Annotated in this window: 19 protein-coding genes and 1 pseudogene; 11 read left to right on the forward strand and 9 right to left on the reverse strand. The window is 74.1% G+C overall.

The window, feature by feature from the left end; all coding sequences use genetic code 11:
* Positions 1-219: 219 nt before the first annotated feature.
* Positions 220-1662, reverse strand: coding sequence for an NADP-dependent phosphogluconate dehydrogenase (gndA, locus tag AC068A_RS00765; protein WP_478578762.1), 1443 nt, complete (start codon positions 1660-1662; stop codon positions 220-222).
* A gap of 184 nt (positions 1663-1846) precedes the next feature.
* On the opposite strand from gndA, the gene AC068A_RS00770 reads away from it, so the two are divergent.
* Positions 1847-3163, forward strand: a complete 1317-nt coding sequence (locus tag AC068A_RS00770) for a transglycosylase family protein (protein ID WP_478578765.1) — start codon at positions 1847-1849, stop codon at positions 3161-3163.
* Here the strand turns inward: AC068A_RS00770 and AC068A_RS00775 are convergent.
* Positions 3044-4012 (reverse strand): annotated as a pseudogene (locus AC068A_RS00775) (DMT family transporter); the annotation flags it as partial. The gene AC068A_RS00770 and the pseudogene AC068A_RS00775 overlap by 120 nt on opposite strands.
* Positions 4013-4282: 270 nt before the next feature.
* Between AC068A_RS00775 and AC068A_RS00780 the strand changes: the two are divergent.
* From AC068A_RS00780 to AC068A_RS00790, 3 genes are all read left to right on the forward strand, one after another.
* Entirely contained in the window at positions 4283-5770 is a 1488-nt protein-coding gene (locus AC068A_RS00780; RefSeq protein ID WP_478578766.1) for an SDR family NAD(P)-dependent oxidoreductase, read from the forward strand.
* A 313-nt stretch (positions 5771-6083) separates the two neighbouring features.
* On the forward strand, positions 6084-6257 hold the full coding sequence (locus tag AC068A_RS00785) for a hypothetical protein (protein ID WP_478578769.1): 174 nt from the start codon (positions 6084-6086) through the stop codon (positions 6255-6257).
* A 208-nt stretch (positions 6258-6465) separates the two neighbouring features.
* Positions 6466-7455 carry an NAD-dependent epimerase/dehydratase family protein gene (locus tag AC068A_RS00790; RefSeq protein WP_478578772.1) on the forward strand — a complete coding sequence of 330 codons (990 nt, stop codon included), beginning with the start codon at positions 6466-6468 and terminating at the stop codon, positions 7453-7455.
* On the opposite strand, the gene AC068A_RS00795 is transcribed toward AC068A_RS00790, so the two are convergent.
* From AC068A_RS00795 to AC068A_RS00805, 3 genes are read right to left on the reverse strand one after another with little or no spacing between them, the layout of a single operon-like run.
* On the reverse strand, positions 7441-8901 hold the full coding sequence (locus tag AC068A_RS00795) for a lipase maturation factor family protein (RefSeq protein WP_478578775.1): 1461 nt from the start codon (positions 8899-8901) through the stop codon (positions 7441-7443). The two genes, AC068A_RS00790 and AC068A_RS00795, sit on opposite strands and share 15 nt — an antisense overlap.
* Positions 8902-8929: 28 nt before the next feature.
* The gene (locus tag AC068A_RS00800; protein ID WP_478578778.1) at positions 8930-9466 is read right to left on the reverse strand and encodes a DUF1990 family protein; all 537 of its coding nucleotides are present in this window, start codon (positions 9464-9466) and stop codon (positions 8930-8932) included.
* Complete coding sequence (locus tag AC068A_RS00805; RefSeq protein WP_478578780.1) at positions 9463-10377, reverse strand: YndJ family protein; 915 nt, start codon at positions 10375-10377, stop codon at positions 9463-9465. The genes AC068A_RS00800 and AC068A_RS00805 overlap by 4 nt, the downstream gene beginning before the upstream one ends.
* Positions 10378-10557: 180 nt before the next feature.
* Here AC068A_RS00805 and AC068A_RS00810 point away from each other — a divergent pair, with 180 nt between their 5' ends.
* From AC068A_RS00810 to AC068A_RS00825, 4 genes are all read left to right on the forward strand, one after another.
* On the forward strand, positions 10558-11838 hold the full coding sequence (locus AC068A_RS00810; RefSeq protein WP_478578783.1) for a DUF6777 domain-containing protein: 1281 nt from the start codon (positions 10558-10560) through the stop codon (positions 11836-11838).
* A 7-nt stretch (positions 11839-11845) separates the two neighbouring features.
* A complete protein-coding gene (locus AC068A_RS00815; protein WP_478578786.1) occupies positions 11846-13909 on the forward strand; it encodes a SpoIIE family protein phosphatase in 2064 nt (687 codons plus the stop codon).
* A gap of 86 nt (positions 13910-13995) precedes the next feature.
* Positions 13996-14856: an Fpg/Nei family DNA glycosylase gene (locus AC068A_RS00820; RefSeq protein ID WP_478578789.1), complete on the forward strand. Its 861-nt coding sequence runs from the start codon at positions 13996-13998 to the stop codon at positions 14854-14856.
* 38 nt (positions 14857-14894) lie between these two features.
* Positions 14895-15371: a hypothetical protein gene (locus AC068A_RS00825; protein WP_478578791.1), complete on the forward strand. Its 477-nt coding sequence runs from the start codon at positions 14895-14897 to the stop codon at positions 15369-15371.
* Positions 15372-15399: 28 nt separating this feature from the next.
* On the opposite strand, the gene AC068A_RS00830 is transcribed toward AC068A_RS00825, so the two are convergent.
* Both AC068A_RS00830 and AC068A_RS00835 read right to left on the reverse strand, forming a co-directional pair.
* A complete protein-coding gene (locus AC068A_RS00830; RefSeq protein WP_478579381.1) occupies positions 15400-15864 on the reverse strand; it encodes a hypothetical protein in 465 nt (154 codons plus the stop codon).
* 278 nt (positions 15865-16142) lie between these two features.
* Entirely contained in the window at positions 16143-16682 is a 540-nt protein-coding gene (locus AC068A_RS00835) for a sigma-70 family RNA polymerase sigma factor (RefSeq protein WP_478578794.1), read from the reverse strand.
* Between the two features lie 278 nt (positions 16683-16960).
* On the opposite strand from AC068A_RS00835, the gene AC068A_RS00840 reads away from it, so the two are divergent.
* Positions 16961-18151: a CapA family protein gene (locus tag AC068A_RS00840; RefSeq protein ID WP_478578796.1), complete on the forward strand. Its 1191-nt coding sequence runs from the start codon at positions 16961-16963 to the stop codon at positions 18149-18151.
* A gap of 92 nt (positions 18152-18243) precedes the next feature.
* Here AC068A_RS00840 and AC068A_RS00845 read toward each other — a convergent pair whose 3' ends face one another.
* The gene (locus AC068A_RS00845) at positions 18244-18384 is read right to left on the reverse strand and encodes a hypothetical protein (protein ID WP_478578799.1); all 141 of its coding nucleotides are present in this window, start codon (positions 18382-18384) and stop codon (positions 18244-18246) included.
* A 60-nt stretch (positions 18385-18444) separates the two neighbouring features.
* On the opposite strand from AC068A_RS00845, the gene lysX reads away from it, so the two are divergent.
* Both lysX and AC068A_RS00855 read left to right on the forward strand, forming a co-directional pair.
* Positions 18445-21747: a bifunctional lysylphosphatidylglycerol synthetase/lysine--tRNA ligase LysX gene (gene lysX, locus AC068A_RS00850; RefSeq protein ID WP_478578801.1), complete on the forward strand. Its 3303-nt coding sequence runs from the start codon at positions 18445-18447 to the stop codon at positions 21745-21747.
* A 70-nt stretch (positions 21748-21817) separates the two neighbouring features.
* Positions 21818-22756: a polysaccharide deacetylase family protein gene (locus AC068A_RS00855; protein ID WP_478578804.1), complete on the forward strand. Its 939-nt coding sequence runs from the start codon at positions 21818-21820 to the stop codon at positions 22754-22756.
* A gap of 63 nt (positions 22757-22819) precedes the next feature.
* Here the strand turns inward: AC068A_RS00855 and AC068A_RS00860 are convergent, their stop codons facing one another.
* Positions 22820-23491, reverse strand: a complete 672-nt coding sequence (locus AC068A_RS00860) for a class F sortase (RefSeq protein WP_478578807.1) — start codon at positions 23489-23491, stop codon at positions 22820-22822.
* Positions 23492-23583: the final 92 nt, after the last annotated feature.

Below are 23583 nucleotides of genomic sequence, written 5' to 3' on the forward strand. Positions count from 1 at the left end.
CACCCCCGGCCCGAACCCGTTCCCGGACCCCGAGCCCATCCCGCGACCGGTTCCACCGGTGCCCGGTCCCTTCCCCGAACCGGATCCGGTGCCCGCACCGCCCGGGCCCGCACCCGTCCCGCAGCCCGGCCCGCTGAGCTGACGCCGCCGCCCACGGCGGCGGGCTGACCCCGCCGGCGACGGTCCGGCCGCCGCCGGCAGCGCTGCTCCGCGGCCGGGTCAGGCCGTGCGGACCTCCGAGCGGTCGCCGCTCCAGAGGGTGTGGAACGACCCCTCCCGGTCCGTGCGCCGGTACGTGTGTGCCCCGAAGAAGTCCCGCTGGCCCTGGGTGAGCGCCGCGGGAAGCCGCTCCGCGCGCAGCGCGTCGTAGTAGGCCAGCGAGGCCGCGAACGCCGGCACCGGGATGCCGTGGCCCACCGCCGCCGTCACCACGGCCCGCCAGTCCTCCTGGGCCGCGCCGATCTCCTCCGCGAAGCCCGCGTCCGCCAGCAGGCTCGGCAGGCCCGGCTGCGCGTCGTACGCCGCCCGGATGCGGTCCAGGAACGCGGCACGGATGATGCAGCCGCCCCGCCACAGCGAGGCCACCGCGCCCAGGTCGATGTCCCAGCCGTACTCCTGGCTGCCCGCCTGGATCTGGTGGAAGCCCTGCGTGTAGGAGACGATCTTCGAGGCGTACAGTGCCTGCTCCACCCGGGCGGCGAACGCGTCCGCCTCCCCGCCCGGCAGCGGATGCGCCGACGGGCCCGCGAGCCCGCGGGCGGCCGTACGCAGCTCCGCGTGGCCCGAGACCGCGCGGGCGAACACGGCCTCGGCGATCCCCGACACCGGCACCCCCAGGTCCAGAGCGGTCTGGACGGTCCAGCGGCCGGTGCCCTTCTGCTCCGCCGCGTCCGCCACGACGTCGACGTACGGGCGCCCGGTCCCGGCGTCCGTGTGCGCGAGCACCTCCGCCGTGATCTCGATCAGGTACGAGTCGAGCCGGCCCCGGTTCCAGGTCCGGAAGGTCTCCGCGATCCGGGCGGGGGAGTAGCCGGCGACCTCGCGCAGCAGGTGGTACGCCTCGGCGATGAGCTGCATGTCGGCGTACTCGATACCGTTGTGCACCATCTTCACGAAGTGCCCGGCGCCGTCCGGTCCCACGTGCGAGGTGCACGGCGTGCCGTCGGCGGCCTTCGCGGCGATCCTCTCCAGCAGCGGGCCCAGTGAGGCGTACGACTCCTCGGAGCCGCCGGGCATGATGCTCGGCCCGAGCAGCGCGCCCTCCTCGCCGCCCGAGATGCCCACGCCCGCGAAGTGGATGCCCTGCTCCCGCAGTTCGCGCTCGCGGCGGCGGGTGTCCTCGAAGTGCGCGTTGCCGCCGTCGATGATGACGTCGCCCGGCTCCAGCAGCGGGGCGAACTCGCGGATCACGGCATCGGTGGGCTCCCCGGCCTTCACCATGATGATCAGGCGGCGCGGCCGCTCCAGCGCATCCACGAACTCCTTCGCGGACCCGGCGGCGACGAAGGACCCCTCGTGCCCGAACTCCTCGACCAGTGCCTCGGTCTTGGCGGACGTGCGGTTGTGGACGGCAACGGTGAACCCGTTGCGGGCGAAGTTCCGGGCGAGGTTGCTGCCCATCACCGCAAGCCCGGTGACACCGATCTGGGCCGTGCTGCTCATGCGTGCGCTCCTGAGTGCTTCGACGTGCGGGGCCTTCGACGCTACATCGGCGCGGAGCCCGGCGGATCTTCCGGCTCGTAAAACAATGTCAACTCGCCGATGCATGCGCCCTGTTGCGCCCCTTGTCAGGGCTTGGGCGCGACGTTAAGTTGTGGGGTTCCTGATGTCTTGGATGGGGGCTTCCATGGGGGTACGGGGCCGGCACCGCCGGTACCAGCCGAGCAGCATCAACCGCGCGTCGCTCGCCGTCACCGCCGGCGGAGCCGGCATCGCGCTCCCTCTCATCGGAGCCGGAGCCGGAGCCGGGACCGCGCACGCCGCTTCGGTGGACACCTGGAACAAGGTCGCGGACTGCGAGTCCACCAACGACTGGCACACCAACACCGGCAACGGCCATTACGGCGGGCTCCAGTTCAGCCAGAGCACCTGGCGGGCGTTCGGCGGCACGGTGTACGCCCCCCGCGCCGACCAGGCCACCAAGGAGCAGCAGATCGCGGTCGCGGAGAAGGTCCTGGGGAGCCAGGGCCCGCAGGCCTGGCCGACGTGCGGCAAGCAGGCCGGGCTCGGCCGCGGCGGCCCCGCACCCGACCTGGTGGCCCAGAACAAGGTCGTCACCGTCCAGGCGCCGCAGGCCCCGGCGGCCGACCGGCCGGCCACCGAGCCGCGCCCGACCGGCACATCGGTCCTGCCGAACCCGTACGTCGTCGCGCCCGGCGACTCGCTCTCGTCGATCGCCACGCACCGGCACGTCGAGGGCGGCTGGCAGGCGCTGTACGAGACCAACCGGGCCACCATCGGCAGCAACCCGAACCTGATCTTCCCCGGGCAGCGGCTCACCCTGCGCATCACCGCCGCCCCGCCCGCCCAGAACCCGGAGAAGCCGCCGCGCACCGCGGAGCCGGTCCCGCCCGTGGCGCCCGCGGAGCAGAAGACCGGGGAGCGGCCGGCCGAGAGGCCCGCGGAGAAGTCCGCCGAGAAGCCGGCCGAGAAGCGCGCCGAGCGGCAGGCCCCGAAGCCCGCCGGCGGGCAGGCGGCCCGGCCGGCGGCCAAGCCCGCGGAGAAACCCGCCTCAGCGCCGCAGCAGCAGCCGGCCGCGAGCGGCTTCGTCGCCCCCGTCGACGCCGCCGTCGGCACCGCCTACCGCAAGGCCGGCTCCGCGTGGTCCAGCGGCTACCACACGGGCGTCGACTTCCCGGTCGCCACCGGCACCACCGTCAAGGCGGTCGGCCCCGGACAGGTCGTCTCCGCCGGCTGGGCCGGTGCATACGGCTACCAGGTCGTCATCCGGCACGCCGACGGCCGGTACTCCCAGTACGCCCACCTGTCGGCGCTCGCAGTCAAGGACGGGCAGCAGGTCTCGGGCGGCCAGCGGATCGGCCGCTCCGGATCCACGGGGAACTCCTCCGGGCCGCACCTGCACTTCGAGATCCGCACGACGGCCGGCTACGGCTCCGACATCGACCCGCTCAAGTACCTCCGCTCCCACGGAGCGGGCATCTGACCCCCGCACCTGCGGCGGCACGGCCGTGAGCACCACCAGGCCGGCCGCCGCCAGCGCGGCGCTCGCCAGGGCCACCGCCCCGCCCGCCGTCCCGTACCGGAAGCCCTCGCCGAACAGCGTGATGCCGACCGCCGCCGCGACCACCGGATTGACCACGGTCACCGTGGCCAGCGGCGCGGTCAGCCCCGCACCCCGGTAGGCCGCCTGGGACAGCAGCAGTCCGCCGGACGCCAGCACCGCGATCGCCGCCAGGTCCGGCCACACCGGCCCCGCGAGCCCCGCCGCGGCCGGCGCCCCCGCGGTGACCCCCTCGGCCACCGACTTGGTGAACACCGAGGCCATGCCGAAGGACGTGCCGGCCGCCGCGGCCAGCAGCACGCTGCGCAGCACCGCCCTGCGCATCCGGTGCGCCGCCAGGACCAGCGCGGCCACCGAGGCGCCGGTCAGCGCCAGCAGCAGGCTCCGCTCCCAGCCCGCCGGCAGCCTGCCCCCACCCTCGCCCGCCAGGGCGAGCAGCCCGGCCAGGCCCACCGTCGCCAGGACCGCGCCGCGCCAGGCGGCCGCGCCGGCCCGGCGGTGCACGAAGACGGCGGCCATCGGCAGCGCGACGACGATGGTGAGCGCGCCGAGCGGCTGCACCAGGCTGAGCGGCCCGTACGCGAGGGCCACCACGTGCAGCAGCGCGCCGAGGCCGTTCAGCGCGACCGCAGCCCACCACGCGGGCCGGCGCAGCGGGGCGTACGGCCGGTCCGGGGTGCTCTCCGCCACCCGCTCCTGGACGATCGCGCCACCCGCGTACGCGACGGCCGACACCAGACAGAGCAGAACCGACAGCACCAGGGCACTCATGATTTCCACAATGCCCCACCCGACCGGCCATTTCCTCCCTCTGGAGGTGGGCATCGAATCCGCCCCGGGCGTACTCCTGAAGCAGTACGCGGCCGCCCGCGCACTCCCCCCGGAGTACGGTCGGCGCGCCGCCCTCCGTGACGGTCCGCTCGCGGTGCGTGAGAGCGGCCGACGGGTTTGTTTCCGGGCGCGTCGGATCCGTACAGTTGCCGTTTTGGGGACTTCCGCAGCAGGCGGACGCGGACGAGTGATCAAGGAACGGCAGCGGCCATGACGGTGACCGAGACCGAAGAGAACCAGGAACAGGAATACGGGCCGGGCATCGACCCCGAGCGCATGGCCGTCTGCCTCAGCGTGCTGGAAGAGCTCGACCAGCTCGAGATCGACCACCCCGACGCCATCGCCGTACGCCGCGCCACCGCCGGCGTCTACCGCACGGTCAAGCAGCGCCGCCGCCAGGAGCGCCGCGCCGCCAAGACCGCCAACGACAAGGCCGTCACCGAGGCCACCGCCACCGGCTCCGCGCAGCGCATCGACGACGAGACCGAGGGCATCCTGCCCTCCTCGATCACGGAGACCGGCCGGATCGCCGGGATACTCCAGCGCCCGCGCTCCTGCTACGTCTGCAAGACGCGGTACGTCGAGGTCGACTACTTCTACCACCAGCTCTGCCCGGAGTGCGCCGTCGAGAACCGCGCCAGGCGCGAGGCCCGCGCCGACCTCGCCGGCAAGCGCGCGCTGCTCACCGGCGGCCGGGCCAAGATCGGCATGTACATCGCGCTGCGGCTGCTGCGCGACGGCGCCCACACCACGATCACCACCCGCTTCCCCAAGGACGCCATCCGCCGCTTCAAGGCGATGGACGACTCGGCGGACTGGATGCACCGCCTGGAGGTCGTCGGCATCGACCTGCGCGACCCGGCCCAGGCCGTGGCGCTCGCCGACCAGGTGGCCGACGCGGGTCCGCTGGACATCCTCATCAACAACGCGACGCAGACCGTGCGCCGCCTGCCCACTGCGTACGCCGCGCTGGTCGAGGGGGAGAGCGCCCCGCTGCCGGCCGGCGAGCTCCCCGCCCACCACGTCATCGGCGCCTTCAACTCCGGTGCGGTCGACGGCCTGGCGGCGCTGCCCGTCGGCGTGAGCGGGCTGGAGGCGCAGAAGGTCGCCGACCTCGCCCTGGTCGCGGGCAACGCCAGCATCGCCCGGCACCTCGACGGCACCGCCATCGACGCGGGCGGCCTGCTGCCGGACGTCGTCGAGAGCAACACCTGGGTGCAGACCATCGACCAGATTTCCCCGGTGGAGCTGCTCGAGACCCAGCTGTGCAACTACACGTCGCCGTTCATCCTGATCAGCAAGCTCCGGCCGGTGATGGCCGAGGCCGCCCGCAGGGCGTCCAGCGGGCGTGCGTACGTCGTCAACGTCTCGGCGATGGAAGGCGTGTTCAGCCGCGGCTACAAGGGCGCGGGGCACCCGAACACCAATGCCGCCAAGGCCGCGATGAACATGGTGACGCGGACCAGCGGCCAGGAGATGTTCGAGGCCGACCGCATCCTCATGACCTCGGTCGACACCGGCTGGATCACCGACGAGCGCCCGCACTTCGACAAGCTGCGCCTGGCCGAGGAGGGCTTCCACGCCCCGCTCGACCTGGTCGACGGCGCGGCCCGGGTCTACGACCCGATCGTCCGCGGCGAGGCCGGCGAGGACCTCCACAGCGTCTTCCTCAAGGACTACTCCCCGGCCAACTGGTAGGCCCGCACCCGCACCCGCACCGTTCCGGACACGCTCCGGTCCCTCTTCCGAGGGGCCGGGGCGTGTCCGTTTTTGCGGTGTACGTCCGGACAACAGCAGGGAGCTGTCTCTTGAACACATCGGAAATTCGGGCCGTCAGGGTGGATTTGACCAATCTATAGAGCGCAGTCGCGCTCAAATGTGTAATCTGATGGGCAGCAGAACGGCCCCACCGGGTCAGGCTCCGCCATGACGCCACCGCGTCTGGAAACCCTTTATCCCCATTGCCCGGCGCACTTCGGCCGCCGGTTCGAGCGACACAAAGGAGCGCGCGGTGACAGACACGAAGGTGAAGTCCGACGAACTGCCGGAGCGCACGGGCTGGCGCGTCCGCCCCCACTCCGACGGGCTCGGCAGCCTGGAAGTCTGGGCGCGTTCCGCCCCGATCCGGCTCGCCGGCTACGAGGAGGACCTGGCGGAGTCCCACATCCTCCCCGGCATCGACTGACCGGCCGGCCGTTCCCGGCCGGCGCGCACGCCCCCGGGCCGACCGGCAGCGGGGGCGCGGCACTGCCCCGGGCCCCGGCCCCGGACCCGGGCCCCGGGTCCCCGCGGGCCCGGCACCGCGGAGTTCCCGTTCCGTGTACGCCGTGAGCGTCATCGCTGACGGCGATCACCGCTTTGCCGGCCGGACCGCCCCGGGCACGCTGTCCCCCATGACGAAACTGCTGATGCTGGGCGGGACCGAGTTCGTCGGCCGCGCCCTCACCGATGAGGCCCTGGGACGGGGCTGGGACGTCACCGTCTTCCACCGGGGCCGCCACGCCCCGCCGCCGGGCGTCCGGGCCGTGCACGGCGACCGCACCGCCCCCGGCGGACTGGACGACCTCGCCGCGGCGGGGGAGTGGGACCTCGTCGTCGACACCTGGTCCGGCGCCCCCACCGCCGTACGCGACACCGCCCGCCTCCTCGCCGACCGCGCCGGGCACTACACGTACATCTCCAGCCGCTCCGTGTACGCCTTCCCCGCCCCGGCCGGCATGGCCGAGGACGGCCCCGTGGTCGAGGGCTCACCCGACGCGGACGCCACCGCCTACGCCGAGGACAAGCGCGGCGGCGAGCTCGCCGCCACGGCCGCCTTCGGCGACCGCGCCCTCCTGGTGCGCGCCGGCCTGATCGTGGGCCCGTACGAGAACGTCGGCCGGCTCCCGTGGTGGCTGAACCGAACCGCCCGCGGCGGCCCCACCCTCGCCCCCGGCCCGCGCGACCTGGCAATCCAGTACATCGACGTACGCGACCTCGCGGCCTGGACCCTGGACGCGGCCCGGGCCGGGCTCGGCAGCCCGTACAACGCGGTCTCCCCGCTCGGGCACGCCACCATGGGCACCCTCCTGGAGGCCTGCGCGGCCGTCACCGGCGGACGCGCCGAGCTGCGCTGGACGGACCCGGCGGTCATCGCGGAAGCGGGCGTCGAACCCTGGACCGAACTGCCCATCTGGCTGCCGCCGGGCGAGCTGTACGACTACATGGTCGGCGGCGACGTCTCCAAGGCGCTCGCGGCGGGCCTGAAGTGCCGCCCGGTCGAGGAGACCGTCGCCGACACCTGGGCCTGGCTCCAGTCGCTCGACGGGCCGCCCCCACACCGCCCGGACCGCACCGCCAAGGGCATCGACCCCGCGCGGGAGGCCGCACTACTCGGCCTCTGAACCGCTCCCGGCACCGCCGGAGCCGCGGTCCACCGCGAGCCGGGTCGGCGGCAGGTACTCCCGCACCGGCCGGCGGTGCCACCACGCCCCCGTCTCGCGCAGCTCCCGCCAGGTGGTGAACCGGTAGCGGTACACCCGCGCCCGGACGTAGCGCGGCGGTGCGTCCGGGAACGGGTTGCGGCGGATCAGCCGCAGCGTGTCCCGGTCGCCCACCAGCAGCCGCTCGACGAGCTGCCCGAACCAGGGGTGCGCGTAGCCGGGGGAGAGCGCCGCGAACCACATCAGCCAGTCCAGGCGCAGGTGGTACGGGGCGAACTGGCGCGGGATCCGTCGCAGGTCGCCCGGTTTCCCCTTGAACTCGTACTCCCGCCAGTCGCCGTCCTCCCGAGGCAACCGGTCCGCCGTGCCCTCGACCACCACCTCGTCGCGGATCCGGCCCACCGAGCCGAACGCCCCGTAGGTGTTGACCAGGTGGAGGGCGTCGAAAGAGCGGTTCATCACCTGGCGGCGCGAGACCAAGTTGGCCACCGGACGCCGGCTCAGCCACAGCACGAGCACCGTCACCGCGCAGACCGGCACGACGAACCACAGCGGCGCCCCGACCGAGGCGGCGGCGGGCGGCGGCCCCGCCAGCCCGGTGAAGTCGACCGCCGACACGGCCAGCGTGATCGTCAGCCAGTTCAGCCAGGCGAAGTTCCCCGACAGCACCAGCCACAGCTGCGTGGCGATGACGGCTCCCGCCGCGTACGAGGCCACCGGCTGCGGAGTGAACAGCAGCACCGGCACGAGCAATTGGGTCACGTGGTTCGCGGCGCACTCCACCCGGTGCAGCGGCCTCGGCAGATGGTGGAAGAACCAGCTCAGCGGCCCCGGCATCGGCTGTGTCTCGTGGTGGTAGTACAGGCAGGTGAGCTCACGCCAGCAGGCGTCCCCCCGCATCTTGATCAGCCCCGCGCCGAACTCCACCCGGAAGACCACCCACCGCAGCAGCCACAGCACCAGCACCGGCGGCCCGATCCGGGCGTTGCCGAGGAAGACCGCGAGGAACCCCACCTCCAGCAGCAGCGACTCCCATCCGAAGGCGTACCAGGTCTGCCCCACGTTCACGATCGACAGGTACAGCAGCCACAGCACGGCCCACATCGCCATCGCCGCGCCCAGCGGCACCATGTCCCCGACGCCCGCCGCGAGCGCCGCGGCGATCGCCGCCCCCGCCCAGGCGCAGCCGGCGAAGAAGCGGTCGGAGTAGTGCAGTTGGAACAGGCTCGGGGCGCGCCGGAAGGGCACGTACCGCACGTACCGCGGCACGGGCAGCATGCCGTGCGCCCCGATCAGGGCCCGGAACTGAAGGGCGGCCCCGAGGAAGGCGAGGAGGTAGACGCCGGCCAGGGCCCGCTGGAAGACCAGCCGGGCCAGCCAGTAGCCGGGCGCCGTGAACCAGTCCATCGATTCCAGTATCCGGCCATCGGGCCGATCAGGCCGCCGCGGCCAGCCCGCGCAGGATCCGGCCCAGCCGGCGGGCGTAGCACCGCTGGAGGAAGGGGACCAGCGGACCCGCCAGCCAGGTGTACCAGCGGGCCGGGCGGCTGAAGGCGGTCACCTCGAACCACACCGTGCCGTCGGGGTCCTGGAGCACCAGGAAGGACTCCTCGCCGCGCTCCGGGTGGCCGGCCAGGGTGCCGTACGCGAAGCCGGTACGCGCGGGCGCGTACACCGTCCAGACCACCTCGCACGGGACGTCGATCCGGAGCGGCCCCCAGCCGATCCCGACGCTCACGCGGCTCCCGGGCCGGACGGCGCCGTCACCGCAGCGGACCCGCATGCCCGAGGCCCGGTGGACGCCGAAGGTGGTGACGGCGCTCCCGGCGGCCTCGAAGACGGCCCGGCCCCGGCCGATCCGGGTGCGGTGGTGCAGGTGGTGGTAGCCGGCGGGCAGCGGCCGGCCGCCGGCCGTCGCGCCGCGCTCGGGGTAGCTGAGCGCGGGCCTGCCGGCGCTGATGATCCGGGTCACGGGGTGGTCTCCTCCGGTCGGGGGCCGGCGGTGAGCCGGCGCCAGGCGAGTACCGAGCACAGGGCGAAGCCGAGCGCGTTGCCGAGGCCGTGGGTTGCGGCCATCCAGGTCAGTGTGGGGTGCGGGACCCCGGTGGCCTCGCCGACTGCCCACCACAGGGCGAGCACCATGGTGGCCCCCAGGACGGCCGCCGAAACCGCCAGCAGCCCCCGGGTGCAGCGGTCCGGGCCGGCCGGCCGGATCTCCTGCCAGGTCACGAGCGCCACCAGCCACATTCCGGCGGTCAGCACCACCGCGCCCGCCAGCTCCGCCCAGTCGTCCACGAAGTAGCCGAGGAGGACCAGCAGGGTCCCGCCGGGCACGCTGTACGCCGCCCAGCGCGCCCGGAGCGCCTGGCGCGCCGGCCGTGGCCCTCCTGCGAAGCGCCCGGTCGCAGCAGCCCGGCACACCAGCCCGGCGACCAGGGCGGCGGTGAACCCCGCGTAGTGGAAGTGGGGCACGGTGAGGGCCAGGATGTCCAGGTCGAAGCCGAACAGCCGGTACCCGGCGCGCTCGGCGACCAGGGCGGTGGCGGCCACCGCGGGCGAGGCCAGCGCCGTGAGCACGGCGGCCTCGGCGGCGGTCCCGCCGCGGGGGCGGGACTCCCCGTACGGGGTGCCCGCGAGGGCCCGGGCCCGCAGCAGCCGGGCCGGGACCCGGGCGGCGAGGGCCAGCGCGGCCAGGGCGTACAGGGCGGCGAGCGCCACGGCGGGGGCGCCGCGCGGCAGCCAGAGGCACAGGGCCCCGGGGGCGGCCGCGAGGGGCCAGATGCGGGCCGTCCTGCGCAGGCCGGCCGGGTCGATCAGCAGCAGGCCGGCGGGGACGATGCCGAGCATGCCCAGGGTGACGATCACGTTCACCAGTACCGTCACCGTGGACTCCCCTCCTGCCGCGGCAGACGCTTTGAACGCGTTCAATCCGCGGTCGTGACTTTACGGGGTTTCCTGAACATGTTCAAGATCCTGGACCCGTGACGGCCGGACGCTCCGGTTGCGAGCCCTGCGCGGATACGGCAGACAGGAGGGAGCAACCGGGGCGAACAGGAGAATCACGTGCACGTTCCGACATCGCGTCAGACGCCGCGTCGTCACACACCGGCCCGCGCCGCCCTCTTCACCGTGCTCGGCCTGCTGGCCGCGGCCTGCGGCGGGCAGGAGGAGCCCGCGAGCGCGCCCGGCCCCGAGAGCCAGAACCTCCACCTCCAGCCCGTGGCCACCGCGGGCCCCGACCCCTTCACCCCCTCCAGCGCGGTCGGCGAGTCCGCCCCCGTCCAGCCCCCGCTGCCCAACCCCACCGGGCGCGGCGTCCGCACCGTCAGTGCGGCCCTCCCCGGCCTGTACGGCGGCAGCCGCCGCCTCGGCAGCTGCGACGTGGAGCAGCAGCTGCGCGCCCTGACCACCGACGAGGCCAAGGTCCGCGCGTTCGCCGGCATCTCCGCCGTCGAGGAGGCGAAGCTCCCCGAGTTCCTGCGCGGCCTGACCCCCGTGGTGCTCCGCGCCGATACCCGGGTCACCAACCACGGTTTCCGCGACGGCGGCGCGTACGCCTACCAGTCCGTCCTCCAGGCCGGGACCGCCGTCCTCGTCGACGGCAACGGCATGCCGCGGGTCCGCTGCGCCTGCGGCAACCCGCTGCTCGCGCCGCGCGCCCCCAAGGGCAATCCGGTGCCGAAGGGCGAGCAGTGGAACGGCTACCAGCCCAACCAGGTCGTCGTCATCGAGCCGACGCCCCATCTCCTCGGCAGCCTCGTCATCGCCAGCACGGCCGACAACACCTGGATCGAACGCCGGATCGGGGACGACGGCGCCCAGGACCGCATCCCCTCGGTGCAGCCCGCCCACGACCCGGTCAGCGGCATCCCGGCCGGCTCCGCGTCCCCGGCCCCCGCCCAGCCCACCGGGCCGGCCGCCCCGCTCAGCACCCCGGGCCTGCCGTCCGCGCCGGGCCGGCCCGATGCGCCCGCCGGCCCGACGCGGCCGGACCCGCAGCCGAGCCAGCCCGGCGACGCCCCGGCGGTCCCCCCGCAGCTGCCCCCCGGCGACCTGCCGGCCGATCCGGCGCTGCCGCAGGACCCGGACCTCTCGCTGCCGTGGCCGGCGGATCCCGCGGTCCCGGCGGACCCCGCGGTCCCGGCAGATCCGATGGTCCCGGCGGACCCGGCGGACCCGGCGGCTCCGGCCGACCCCGCCGAGCCCTCCGACCCGTTCGATCCGTTCGACCCGTTCGACGTGTACGGGGACCCCGCGCAGGGGAACACGTACGAGGACGATTCCTTCCCCGTCCCGGACCAAGCGCTTCCGCCGGCCACCGCCCCGGATCCGGAGAGCGCCTGACCGGCCCGTGTGTCATGGTGGACCGGTGCCGACCACCGTATCGCTGCCGGACGACTGGCCCGCACACCCGGACCGGTCGCTCTCGCTCAACCGCATGGGCAGTTTCGACTGGGACCTCGTCGCCGGCCTCATGCACATGGACGAGGCGGCCCTCGACGTTTTCGACACCCTTCCCGAGGAGTACGACGGCCGGCCCGAATCCCTCACCCCGCGGGTTCCGCACGCCGAGTCCACCCGGCTCGACGCCCTCGTCTCCAGCACCCTGAAGAGCGGCGACGACAGCTACGGCGCCTACTTCCGCATCCGCTGCCGGGACGGGCGGCTGCGCTGGACCCACACCCAGGGCCGCGTCATGCGCGACCGGGACGGCCGGGCGTACCGGATCATCGGCATCGTGCGGGACGCCACCGAGGAGCTGACCCACTCGGCGGAGCGCCTGGGCCTGGACGAGGAGCGGCGCCGGCAGACCTCCGTCGTCGAGAGCACCACCGCCGCCCTCGCCCACGCCCGGACCGTGCGGGACGTCATCGACGTCATCGGCGACGCGCACGGCCTGGAGCGGCTCGGCTCGATGGGCATGGTGATGGGCCTGGTCGAGGCCGGGCGGATCCACCTCGTCGCCGAGGGCCCCGAGGGCAGCTTCGTCCCCGGCACCCGCTACACCCGCATCGACGAGAACTACCCGATGAGCGAGGTCGTCCGCTCGCTCCAGCCGCGCTTCCTGGACTCCGCGCACGAGTTCGCCGAGGACTATCCGGGGCTCTGGCAGAAAATCTCGTACATGGACATCTCGGCGGCCGCCTACCTGCCGCTGATCGCCCAGGCCCGCCCGATCGGCGCGATCGGGCTCCTCTACCAGGACAAGGACGGCTTCACCCAGGACGAGCGGAACCTCCTCGTCGCCCTCGGCAGCAGCATCGCGCAGAGCCTCCAGCGCGCCATGCTCCTCGAACAGGAGCACGATCTCGCGGAGGGGCTCCAGCAGGCCATGCTGCCGCGCCGGATCCCCGCCGTCGACGGCGGGGAGATCGCGGTCCGCTACCGGTCCGCCCGGATGGGCCAGGACATCGGCGGCGACTGGTACGACGTCATCCCGTTGCCCGGAGGCCGGGTCGGCGCGGTCATCGGCGACGTCCAGGGCCACGACACCCATGCCGCCGCCGTCATGGGCCAGCTGCGGATCGTGCTGCGCGCCTACGCCGCCGAGGGGCACTCGCCGGGCACGGTCATGGCCCGCGCCTCGGTGTTCCTGCACGAGCTGGACACCGACCGCTTCGCGACCTGCACCTACGTCGAGGCCGACCTCGCGACCGGCGTCCTCCAGGTGGTGCGGGCCGGGCACATCGACCCGCTGCTGCGCACCCGGGACGGGGACTGCCGGCGGCTGTCGGCCGAGGGCGGGATGCCGCTGGGCCTCTCGGCGGAGTTCGGGCGGCTGGAGTACCCGGTGACCACGGTGGAGCTGGACCCGGGGGAGACGCTCCTGATGTGCACGGACGGCCTGGTCGAGCACCCCGGAGCAGACCTCGACGACGGCGTGCGGCTGCTCGGCGACCTGGTCCGCAGCGGGCCCCCGGACCTCCAGCAGCTCGCGGACCGGCTGTGCGAGGCCATCGACGAGCGGGGCGGCGACGACGACATGGCGCTGCTCCTGCTGCGCCGCCGGGTGGAGGAGACCGCGCAGGGCGGCGGCCGGCTCCAGCAGCACGTGGCCCCCGGGGACCCCGAGGCCCTGGTCGGCGCCCGCCACATGATCGGGGCGGCGGTACGGGCCTGGGGCGCGGGGGAGCGGGCCGACGAGATCGAGCTCGTCGCCGACGAGCTGATCGTGAACGCGCTGATGCACACCGACGGGCCCGCCATCGTGACCCTGCGTGTCCTGACCGGCCCCGAGCGCAGGCTCCGGGTGGAGGTGGAGGACCGCTCCAGCGCGCTGCCGCGCCGTCGGGAGGCAGGCGCCTCGGGGGTCTCGGGCCGCGGACTGATGCTGGTGGACCGGCTGGCCGACGCCTGGGGCGTGGAATCGCGGGGCAGCGGCAAGTGCGTGTGGTGCGAGTTCCTGATGGACTGAGCCGAACGGACTGATCCGAGGGGACCGACCCGAGGGGTCGACCCGGTCCGCTCGCGTACCGCCGCCGGTCTGGTCAGGCTGGGGGCATGCCCGAGCTGCCGGAGGTCGAGGCCCTCAGGGAATTCCTCGACGAGCACCTCGCCGGGCGGGTCGTCGTCCGCGTCCTCCCGCTCGCGGTCAGCGTGCTCAAGACGTACGACCCCCCGCTCACCGCCCTCGAAGGGCAGCCGGCCGGCCCCACCGCCCGGTACGGCAAGTTCCTCGCGCTGCGGATCGGCGACCTCCACCTGGTCACCCACCTGGCCCGGGCCGGCTGGCTGCGCTGGCACGACACCCTGCCCGACCGCCCGCCCCGCCCGGGCAAGGGGCCCCTCGCGCTGCGCGTGGCCCTGGAGGGCGGCGCCGGCTTCGACCTCACCGAGGCCGGGACCCAGAAGCGCCTCGCCGTCCACGTCGTCCGCGATCCGCAGGAGGTGCCCGGCATCGCCCGCCTGGGCCCGGACCCGCTGTCGGAAGGCTTCGACCGGGCCGCGTTCGCCGCGCTGCTGGCCGGGGAGCGGCGGCAGATCAAGGGCGTCCTGCGCGACCAGAGCGTGATCGCGGGCATCGGCAACGCGTACAGCGACGAGATCCTGCACACCGCGAGGGTTTCGCCCTTCAAGCTGGCCTCCGCCTTCGACGAGGAGCAGGCCACCCGGCTGTACGAGGCCGTCCGGGGCACCCTGGGCGAGGCCGTGGAACGCGCCCGGGGCATCGCCGCGGGAGGCCTGAAGGCGGAGAAGAAGAGCGGGCTGCGGGTGCACGGGAGGGACGGGGAGCCCTGCCCGGTGTGCGGGGACACCATCCGCTCGGTGTCGTTCGCCGACTCCTCGCTGCAGTACTGCCCCACCTGCCAGACCGGCGGCAAGCCGCTCGCCGACCGCAGGCTCTCCCGTCTGCTCAAATGACCCGCCCGGCGGAAGCGGGCTGCGTAGACTCCCGCAGCATGTCGCAGGAGCAGCCGTCTTCGCGGGAGCAGCCGCCTTCGCCGGGGCACTCGCCTTCGCCGGGGCACTCGCCTGCGCCGGAGCAGCCGCTGCCGCCGCCCCGGCGGGAGACCGTCACGGGCGTGCCGCGCGGTGCCCGCCGCCGGCCGCCCGCGCACACCCCGGCCCGCTCGGAGATCTCCGAGCAGACCACCCTGGGCGCCACCTACGTACGGGCCCTGATGCGCAGTCAGCTGCGGGCCGGGCTGTGCGCGCTGGCCGCCCTCACCCTGCTGGTCGGGACGCTGCCCGTGCTGTTCGCCCTGGCGCGCCCGGCTCCGGGGCCGCTGGTGTGGGCGGTGCTCGGCCTGGCGGTCTACCCGGTGCTGTGGCTGATCGCCCGCCGGTACGTCGCCCGGGCCGAGCGCAACGAGGCCGACTTCACCGGCCTCGTGACGGACCCGGCCGAGGCCCCGCTCCCGCAGCGGCCCCGCTGAGTACGCGTCCCGGTGCCGGGCGTGCGCCTCAGAAGAGGTGCATCGCCAAGTGGCCCAGCGGGAGGCCGAGTTGCCAGGCCGGGGTCCAGACCCGGGCGTTCTCGTCCAGGGCCTGCGGGCCGTCGGCCTGGCCGGTCCGGCCGGGGTCGAGGTTGGTGGCGAACAGCTCCGTGCTGTCGAGCCAGCGCCAGGCCGCCCGGGCCAGTTCCAGGTCCGGGTCCTCGCCGCGCCCGCTGTCGCGGGCCTCCTCGCCGAGCGCGAGGAACCGGGTGTGCACCCAGTCGCGCCAGGGGTGCCCGTACGCGGTCAGCGAGAGCCATTCGTCGAGCTGCGAGACGACCCGGATCCCGGAGAGCTCGCCGGCCGCGTCGGAGAGGTAGATCGTCAGGGCGAGCGTGTCGCGCCCGGCGCGGAACTCCAGGGTACTGACCGGGATCAGCCGTCCCGTGCGCAGCAGTTCGTCGGCGATGTACTCGGCGTAGAGCCATGCCATGGGCACCGCGAGCCCGCCGTCACTGGTGCCGTTCGTACCCTCGGGCTGCACCGTTCCACCTTCTCCCGCGTGTCGAGCTTGCCTTCGTCAGCGTCGAGCCTTCACCGACCGGCTTGTGCGACGGGGCGTGTTTACTCAACTTGAACGGTCTGCGGCCGATTTCCATGCGCTTTCTGTCCGATCCATATGCATTGGGATCGTTCCACGAGTGATTCCTCCGGGATTCCACGGGATTCCCCCGGAGGCTCCCGGTGCGTCTGCGCGGCGCCGCGGCGCGCTCAGGCGCCGAGGCCGTACCCGTACCCCTGGAGATCCTTGCGCAGGGCCCGCAGGGCGTAGTGGGTGCGGGACTTGACGGTGCCGGCGGGGATGCCGAGCTCCGCTGCCGCCTCGGCGACCGAGCGGTCCCGGAAGTAGACCTGCATCAGCACGGCGCGGTGCTCGGGCCCGAGGGAGCCCACCGCCCGCCGGACGTCGATGGCGATGACCGAGCCGGCCACCGCGTCCTCGGTCGCGGGCGCCTGCTCCAGCGCCTCCGCATCCACCTCCTGCGGCCGGGACAGGCGCGCCCGGCGGGCGTCGATCGCGAGCCGCCGCGCCACCGTGAACAGCCAGGGCCGCATGGAGTCGTGGCCGCTCGCCAGGACCTCGGGGTGCTGCCAGGCCCGTACGAGGGTGTCCTGGACGAGGTCCTCGGCGCGCTGGGGGTCTCCGCCGGTGAGGCCGAGCAGGAATCCGAACAGAGCCCGCCCGTGGTCGCGCTGGAGTTCGGCCAGCGCCTCGGGGTCGGTGCGCGCGAGGGTGGGGGAGAGGGGCACGGGTGGCTCCTTCCTGGGTCCGTCGGGGTCCTGACGCACCCACCCTCACCTGCCGCCGGGGCCTCGGGAACCGTCACGCCCGGGCCTTGCGCCCAAGCGCCCCGGTCGGCCGGTCAGCGGACGCGCCCGGCGGTGAACGGTCGAACGGCGCGGCGAACGGCCGCCGGCGGCGGATCCCCTGTCCAGCGGAAGCGGACGGAGCCGGTCCTGGATGTGCGGCATCTCCCTCCATGGACTACAAGATGATCAGATAGTCGTACTAATGGGAGACGGTTCAGATGACCAGACACACCCGACGGGTCCTCGCCATCCTGTCGGCGGCCCTGCTCGCGGGCGTCGCCGCAGGCTGCTCCGCCGGCGGGGAGCCCTCGCCCGCCCGCCTCGGCAACCCCCACGGCCCGCCGCCGTCCGGCAGCGCCGGCGCCGCGCGCGGCTTCACCCTCGTCGCGAGCGGCGACGTGCTGCCACACGACTCGATCATCAAACGGGCGGCGGCCGACGCGGACGGCGACGGCCACGACTTCCGGCCGATGTTCTCCCGGGTCAAACCGCTGGTCTCGGCCGCCGACCTGGCCCTGTGCCACATGGAGACCGTCTACGGGCCGGACGGCGGGCCCTTCACCGGCTACCCCTCGTTCACGTCCCCGCCCCAGGTCGCCGACGGGCTGCGCGACGCCGGGTACGACGGCTGCTCCACGGCCTCGAACCACACGCTGGATGCCGGAGCCGAGGGCGTCAAGCGCACCCTCGACGCCTTCGACCGGGTCGGGCTCGGGCACGCCGGCTCGGCCCGCACCGCCGCCGAGGCGGCCACGCCGACGGTGTACCGGGCCGGGTCCGCGAAGGTCGCCCACCTCGCGTACACGTACGACACCAACGGCTACCCGATGCCGGAGGGGCAGCCCTGGGCCGTCAACCTCATGGAGAAGGACAAGATCATCGCGGAGGCGCGGGCCGCCCGGAAAGCCGGCGCGGACGTGGTTCTCGTCAGCCTCCACTGGGGCACCGAATGGCAGACCGAGCCCGACGAGCGGCAGCTCACGCTCGGCCGGGCACTGACCGCCTCCCAGACCGGCAACCGCCCCGACATCGACCTGATCCTCGGCACCCACGCGCACGTCCCGCAGGCCTACGAGAAGGTCAACGGGACCTGGATCGTCTACGGCATGGGCGACCAGGTCGCCGGCGAGATGTTCAACCACTCCGGCGCGCGGGACCTGCGGGGCAACTACGGCTCGATCGGCCGCTTCACGTTCGCACCGCCGACCGCGGCCGGGGAGCGCTGGCAGGTCACCAAGGCCGAGTTCATCCCGCAGATGATGGACCTCGACTCGGGCAAGGTCGTCAACCTGCCCGCCGCGCTCGCCGAGGACCCCGACGAGGAGCGGTACCGGGCGGCTCAGGACGCCATCGGCGAGGCCGTGCTCTCCCGCGGCGCCGCCAAGAGCGGCCTGACGATGGGCAGGTAGACGGCACCGGCCGCCGGGCCCCGCCCGCCCGGAACTGCCCGCCCGCCCGGAACCGGCGGCGGGCACCGGCGGCCCCGCAGGGGCGTGGCCCGTCACGGCACCACCGTGACGGGCCCGCCCCCTGCCGCGTACGCCGCCGCGCGCATCGAGGACGCGGCCCCGTCCACCCCGGCGAGGATCACCTGCGGACCGTCGGTCCCGCGCTCGAATCCCCTGTTCCCGTGCTCCGCCACCCTCCCGAGGGCGGGCGGCTCGGCGCGCGGACCTCCCCCCTCCTCCCTACAGTGCGAACCATGAGTGCCACCCTGGAGCGGACCAGGGCCACCCGGAACCGCTTCCCGGGCCGGGTGCCCGACGCGTACGCCGCGTTCTTCGGAGCCCTCGGGCTGGTCTGCGCCGTCCTGGCGCTCTCCCCGATGCTGCGCCACCTCCTGCGGCACGTCGTCGGGTTCCTCGACGCCTTTGTGGTGCCGGTCAGTGCGAACCTCGCCTACGCCGTCTTCCTCTTCCTGCTCGCCGCCGCGCTCGGCACCCGCAAGAAGGTCGCCTGGTGGATCGTCGTCACCTATCTGGCCCTGCTGATCCTCGTCGACCTGCTGATCACGGCCGAGGGGGACGTGCGGGTCGGCGGCCCCTCCCTGGTCATCGCCGTCGCCGCCCTGGTGGTACTGATCGCCGCCCGAAGGGAGTTCTACGCCGCCTCCCGCCCCGGAGCCTTCTGGCGGGCCCTGCTCGTACTGGGGCTCGGCCTGCTCGCCGCCGTCCTCCTCGGGTGGGGCCTGGTCGCGCTCTTCCCCGGCACCCTCCCGCCCGAGCAGTGGCTGGACTGGGCCGCCCAACAGGTCTTCGGCGGGCTGTTCTCGGCCCGCCGGTTCGACGGCCGCCCGCCGCGGCCCCTGTACTTCCTCCTCGGCCTCTTCGGCGCCCTCGCCCTGCTGAACGCCGCCGCCACCCTCTTCCGCTCCCAGCGGCTGACCGCCGCCCTGCACGGCGACGAGGAACCCCGGATCCGCGCCCTGCTCGGCGCCTACGGGCGCAGCGACTCCCTCGGCTACTTCGCCACGCGCCGCGACAAGGCCGTCGTCTTCGCCCCCAACGGCAGGGCCTGCGTCACCTACCGCGTCGAGGCCGGCGTCTGCCTGGCCAGCGGCGACCCCGTCGGCGACCCCGCCGCCTGGAGCCCCGCCATCGACGCCTGGCTCGGCCTCGCCCGGCGCCACGGCTGGCAGCCCGCCGTCATGGGCGCCTCCGAGGACGGCGCCACCGCCTACGCCCGCTCCGGGCTCGGCGCCCTCCAACTCGGCGACGAGGCCATCCTCCACGTCGGCCGCTTCGACCTCGACGGCCGCGACATGCGCGTCACCCGCCAGGCCGTGAGCCGCGTCCGGCGGGCCGGCGCCACCACCCTGATCCGCCGCCACTCCGCCCTCGCCGAGGAGGAGATGCAGCGGATCATCGACCGCGCCGACACCTGGCGCGACACCGAGACCGAGCGCGGCTTCTCCATGGCCCTGGACCGGCTCGGCGACCCCGCCGACGGGGACTGCCTGCTCGTCGAGGCCTTCGACCGGGAGGGCGAGCTGATCGCCCTGCTGTCCTTCGTCCCCTGGGGCAGGGACGGCATCTCCCTGGACCTGATGCGCCGCGACCGCAACGCCCCCAACGGGGTCATGGAGTTCATGGTCGCCGAGCTGTGCGCCGCCGCGCCCGGCCTGGGCGTACGCCGGATCTCCCTCAACTTCGCCGTCTTCCGGTCCGCGTTCGAGGAGGGCGCCCGGATCGGTGCGGGCCCGGTGCTGAAGCTGTGGCGCAGGCTGCTGCTGTTCCTGTCCCGCTGGTGGCAGCTGGAAGCCCTGTACCGCTCGAACGTGAAGTACGGCCCCGAGTGGTACCCGCGGTTCCTCTGCTACCAGGACGCCGGCTCGCTCGCCCGGGTCAGCCTCGCCTCCGGCATCGCCGAGGGCTTCGTCTCCGTACCCAGCCTGCGCAAACTCTGGGGCAACGGACACCCCAAGGGCCTCACCGCCCCCGCCACCACCGAAGGGCTGCCCTCGCTCGACGCCCTCGGCCTCGACGGCGTGCAGGAGGAGCAGCCGGGCGTCCCCGCCGAGCGGCTCCCGGAACAGGTGCGGGTCCGGCACGACAAACTGGAGCGGCTGCGCGCCGCCGGCGTCGACCCGTACCCCGTCGGCATCCCGCAGCGCACCCACACCGTCGCCGCCCTCAGGGCCGCCCACCCCGGCCATCCGCCCGGCACCCGCACCGGCGAGCGGGCCACCCTCGCCGGCCGGGTCATGGTCGTACGCGACCTCGGCGGCATCGTCTTCGCCGTCCTGCGCGACTGGTCCGGGGACCTCCAGCTGATGCTCACCCGCGACGAGGCCGGCCCCGGCGTCCTGGACTCCTTCGCCTCCCGGGTCGACTTCGGCGACCACGTCCTCGTCACCGGCGGGATCGGCACCAGCAGGACCGGCGAGCTCTCCCTCGTGGTCTCCTCCTGGCTGCCGACCGGAAAATGCCTGCGCCCGCTCCCCGACAAGCGCAAGGGCCTCGCCGACCCCGAGGCCCGGGTCCGGCGCCGCTACCTCGACCTGGTCGTCAGCCCGGGGGCCCGGGACGTCGTACGGGCCCGCTCGGCAGCCGTCCAGGCGCTGCGCCAGGGGCTGCTGGACCGCGGCTACCTGGAGGTCGAGACCCCGATGCTCCAGCAGATCCACGGCGGCGCCAACGCCCGGCCCTTCCGCACCCACATCAACGCCTACGACCTCGACCTGTACCTGCGCATCGCGCCCGAGCTGTACCTCAAGCGCCTGTGCGTCGGCGGCCTGGAGAAGGTCTTCGAGATGGGCCGCACCTTCCGCAACGAGGGCGTCTCCTACAAGCACAACCCCGAGTTCACGATGCTGGAGGCGTACCAGGCGTTCGCCGACTACGACGTGATGCTGGACCTCACCCGCGAACTGATCCAGGGCGCCGCGACCGCCGCGTTCGGCACGCCCGTCGCCCACCGGGCCGGCCCGGACGGGAAGCCCACCGTCCACGACATCTCCGGCCCCTGGCCGGTCAAGACGGTGTACGGGGCGATCAGCGAGGCTCTCGGCGAGCAGGTCGGCGCCGACACCGCCGAGCACACGCTGCGCCGGCTGTGCGACCGGTCCGAGGTGCCGCACGCCCCCGACGACGCGCGGGGCGACGTGGTGCTGGAGATGTACGAGCGGCTGGTGGAGGAGAAGACCACGCTGCCCACCTTCTACAAGGACTTCCCGACCGAAGTCTCCCCGCTCACCCGGCAGCACCGGCGCGACCCGCGCCTCGCCGAGCGCTGGGACCTGGTGGCCTTCGGCACCGAACTGGGCACCGCCTACTCGGAGCTGACCGACCCGGTCGAGCAGCGGCGCCGGCTCACCGCCCAGTCGCTGCTGGCGGCGGGCGGCGACCCGGAGGCGATGGAGCTCGACAACGACTTCCTCGACGCGCTGGAGTACGCGATGCCGCCGACCGGCGGTCTGGGCATCGGCGTCGACCGGCTGGTCATGTTCCTCACGGGCCTGACGATCCGTGAGACGCTGCCGTTCCCGCTGGTACGGCGCGGCTGAACGGGTGAGGGGAAGGGGGCGTGTCCGCGCCTCTCGACATCTGCGACGATGTCGTTGATACGTAGTAATAATGAAAAATGACGAGCCGGCAGTAGGGCGGCGCGTGTTCCTGCGCACCGCCGTGTTCCTCGGAATCGCCGCCGCCTCCGGACTCCTCACCGCCGGAGAGGACGGACTGTTCGGACAGCCCCCCGCGGGCGGCGGGCCCGGCGCCGATGCAGGCGCAGGCGCAGGCGGAAGCGCGGGATCCGCCCTCGGGCAGCCTGGCCCCGGGGGAGGCGCCGGACCGGGCGGCGTCCGCGTCGTGCGGCCGCAGACCCCGGGCCGCACCGCGTACCGGCTGAGCCCCATGACGGCCGAGGCGCCGCTGCGCCCGCCGACCGCGAGGCCCGCGGTGCGCACCCGGCCCATCCTGGAACTCCCGGCCGCGGCCGGCACGGCGAGCGGCATGGTCCTCACCTTCGACGACGGCCCCGACCCGCGCTACACCCCCGCCATCCTCGACACCCTCGCCCGGTACGGAGTCCCCGCCGTCTTCTTCGTCTGCGGGGAGCAGGCCGACGAGAACCGGGACCTGCTGCGCCGGATGGCCGACGAGGGCCACGTCATCGGCAACCACACCTGGTCCCACCCCCGGATCCCCCAACTCAGCCGGCCCGGCCTCGCCGCCGAGATCGCCCCCACCAGCGAGCTCGTCGAGAAGACCGTGGGGGCGGCGCCGGTGTGGTTCCGGGCGCCCTACGGGGCGTGGAACCGGGCCGCGTTCGAGATCGGCGCCGAGCTGGGCATGGAGCCGCTCGCCTGGACCGTGGACACCCTGGACTGGAAGGAGCCCGGCACGTCCGTGATCGTCTCGCGCGTCCTCCAGGGCGCCGCCCCCGGTGTGATCGTGCTGAACCACGACGCCGGCGGCGACCGCTCGCAGAGCGTCCGGGCCCTCGACACCTACCTGCCCCAACTGCTCGCCCGCGGCTACCGGATGACGCTGCCCGCGCTGCCGCCCCGCTGAGGATACGTTTTCTCCGGCGGGGCGGCGGGGCGGCGGGCGTCGGCGGGAGGCCGGGGAGGGCCCTCAGCGGGCCGCCACCATGCGGGCGAAGACGACCACGTTGCCGTCGTAGCCCCTGGCCTTCGAGTAGCCGCCGCCACACGTGATCACCCTCAGCTCCGGGTGCCCGGTGTCCCCGTACACCCGGGACCCGGGGAAGGTGTCCTTGGAGAACACCTCCACGCCGTACACCTCGAACACCGCCGTGCGACCGTCGTAGCGGTCCACCTCGATCCGGTGGCCCTTGCGCAGCGCGCCGAGGCCGTAGAAGACCGCCGGCCCGCTGGCGTTGTCCACGTGGCCCACGATCACCGAGGATCCGCGCTGGCCGGGCGAGATGCCGTTCAGGTACCAGCCGGCCAGGTTGGGGTCCTCGGCCGGCGGGGCGTCGATCCAGCCCTGCGGGTCGAGGCCGACGGTCATCACCGGCGCGTCCACCCGGATCGCCGGGATGCGGATGCGCTGCACCGACGAGTGGTCCAGCGCCTGCGGCGGGGCGGCCGGATCCGCCGGGGCGAAGGCGCCGGGCGGCTGCCCCGCGGGCACCGACACCGCGGCGGCGGCGGTCGGCTGCGGCGGACCGTCCCCGACGTCCGCTCCGTTGCGCATCATGGCGAGGCCACTGAGCATGACCATTGCGAGCACGCCCCAGGGCGACCATCTCCTGCGTGGCAGCTCGCTCTCGTCCTCGGTCACGGCTATCCCTTCCCGACGCGGGGGTCCCGACCCGCGTTCGCGTCCCACCCCGGTACGCCCTTCTCCCCCGCACGCTAAGGCCGTCTCCGCAA

This window comes from Streptomyces sp. NPDC043854 (genome assembly GCF_056436005.1).

Bases quoted from the DNA above. Each gene is read 5' to 3' on its own strand.
- lysX (WP_478578801.1), top strand. From the start codon at position 18,445: ATGAGTGCCACCCTGGAGCGGACCAGGGCCACCCGGAACCGCTTCCCG.
- gndA (WP_478578762.1), bottom strand. From the start codon at position 1,662: ATGAGCAGCACGGCCCAGATCGGTGTCACCGGGCTTGCGGTGATGGGC.
- AC068A_RS00855 (WP_478578804.1), top strand. From the start codon at position 21,818: ATGAAAAATGACGAGCCGGCAGTAGGGCGGCGCGTGTTCCTGCGCACC.
- AC068A_RS00820 (WP_478578789.1), top strand. From the start codon at position 13,996: ATGCCCGAGCTGCCGGAGGTCGAGGCCCTCAGGGAATTCCTCGACGAG.
- AC068A_RS00780 (WP_478578766.1), top strand. From the start codon at position 4,283: ATGACGGTGACCGAGACCGAAGAGAACCAGGAACAGGAATACGGGCCG.
- AC068A_RS00795 (WP_478578775.1), bottom strand. From the start codon at position 8,901: ATGGACTGGTTCACGGCGCCCGGCTACTGGCTGGCCCGGCTGGTCTTC.
- AC068A_RS00840 (WP_478578796.1), top strand. From the start codon at position 16,961: ATGACCAGACACACCCGACGGGTCCTCGCCATCCTGTCGGCGGCCCTG.
- AC068A_RS00830 (WP_478579381.1), bottom strand. From the start codon at position 15,864: ATGGCATGGCTCTACGCCGAGTACATCGCCGACGAACTGCTGCGCACG.
- AC068A_RS00770 (WP_478578765.1), top strand. From the start codon at position 1,847: ATGGGGGTACGGGGCCGGCACCGCCGGTACCAGCCGAGCAGCATCAAC.
- AC068A_RS00825 (WP_478578791.1), top strand. From the start codon at position 14,895: ATGTCGCAGGAGCAGCCGTCTTCGCGGGAGCAGCCGCCTTCGCCGGGG.
- AC068A_RS00790 (WP_478578772.1), top strand. From the start codon at position 6,466: ATGACGAAACTGCTGATGCTGGGCGGGACCGAGTTCGTCGGCCGCGCC.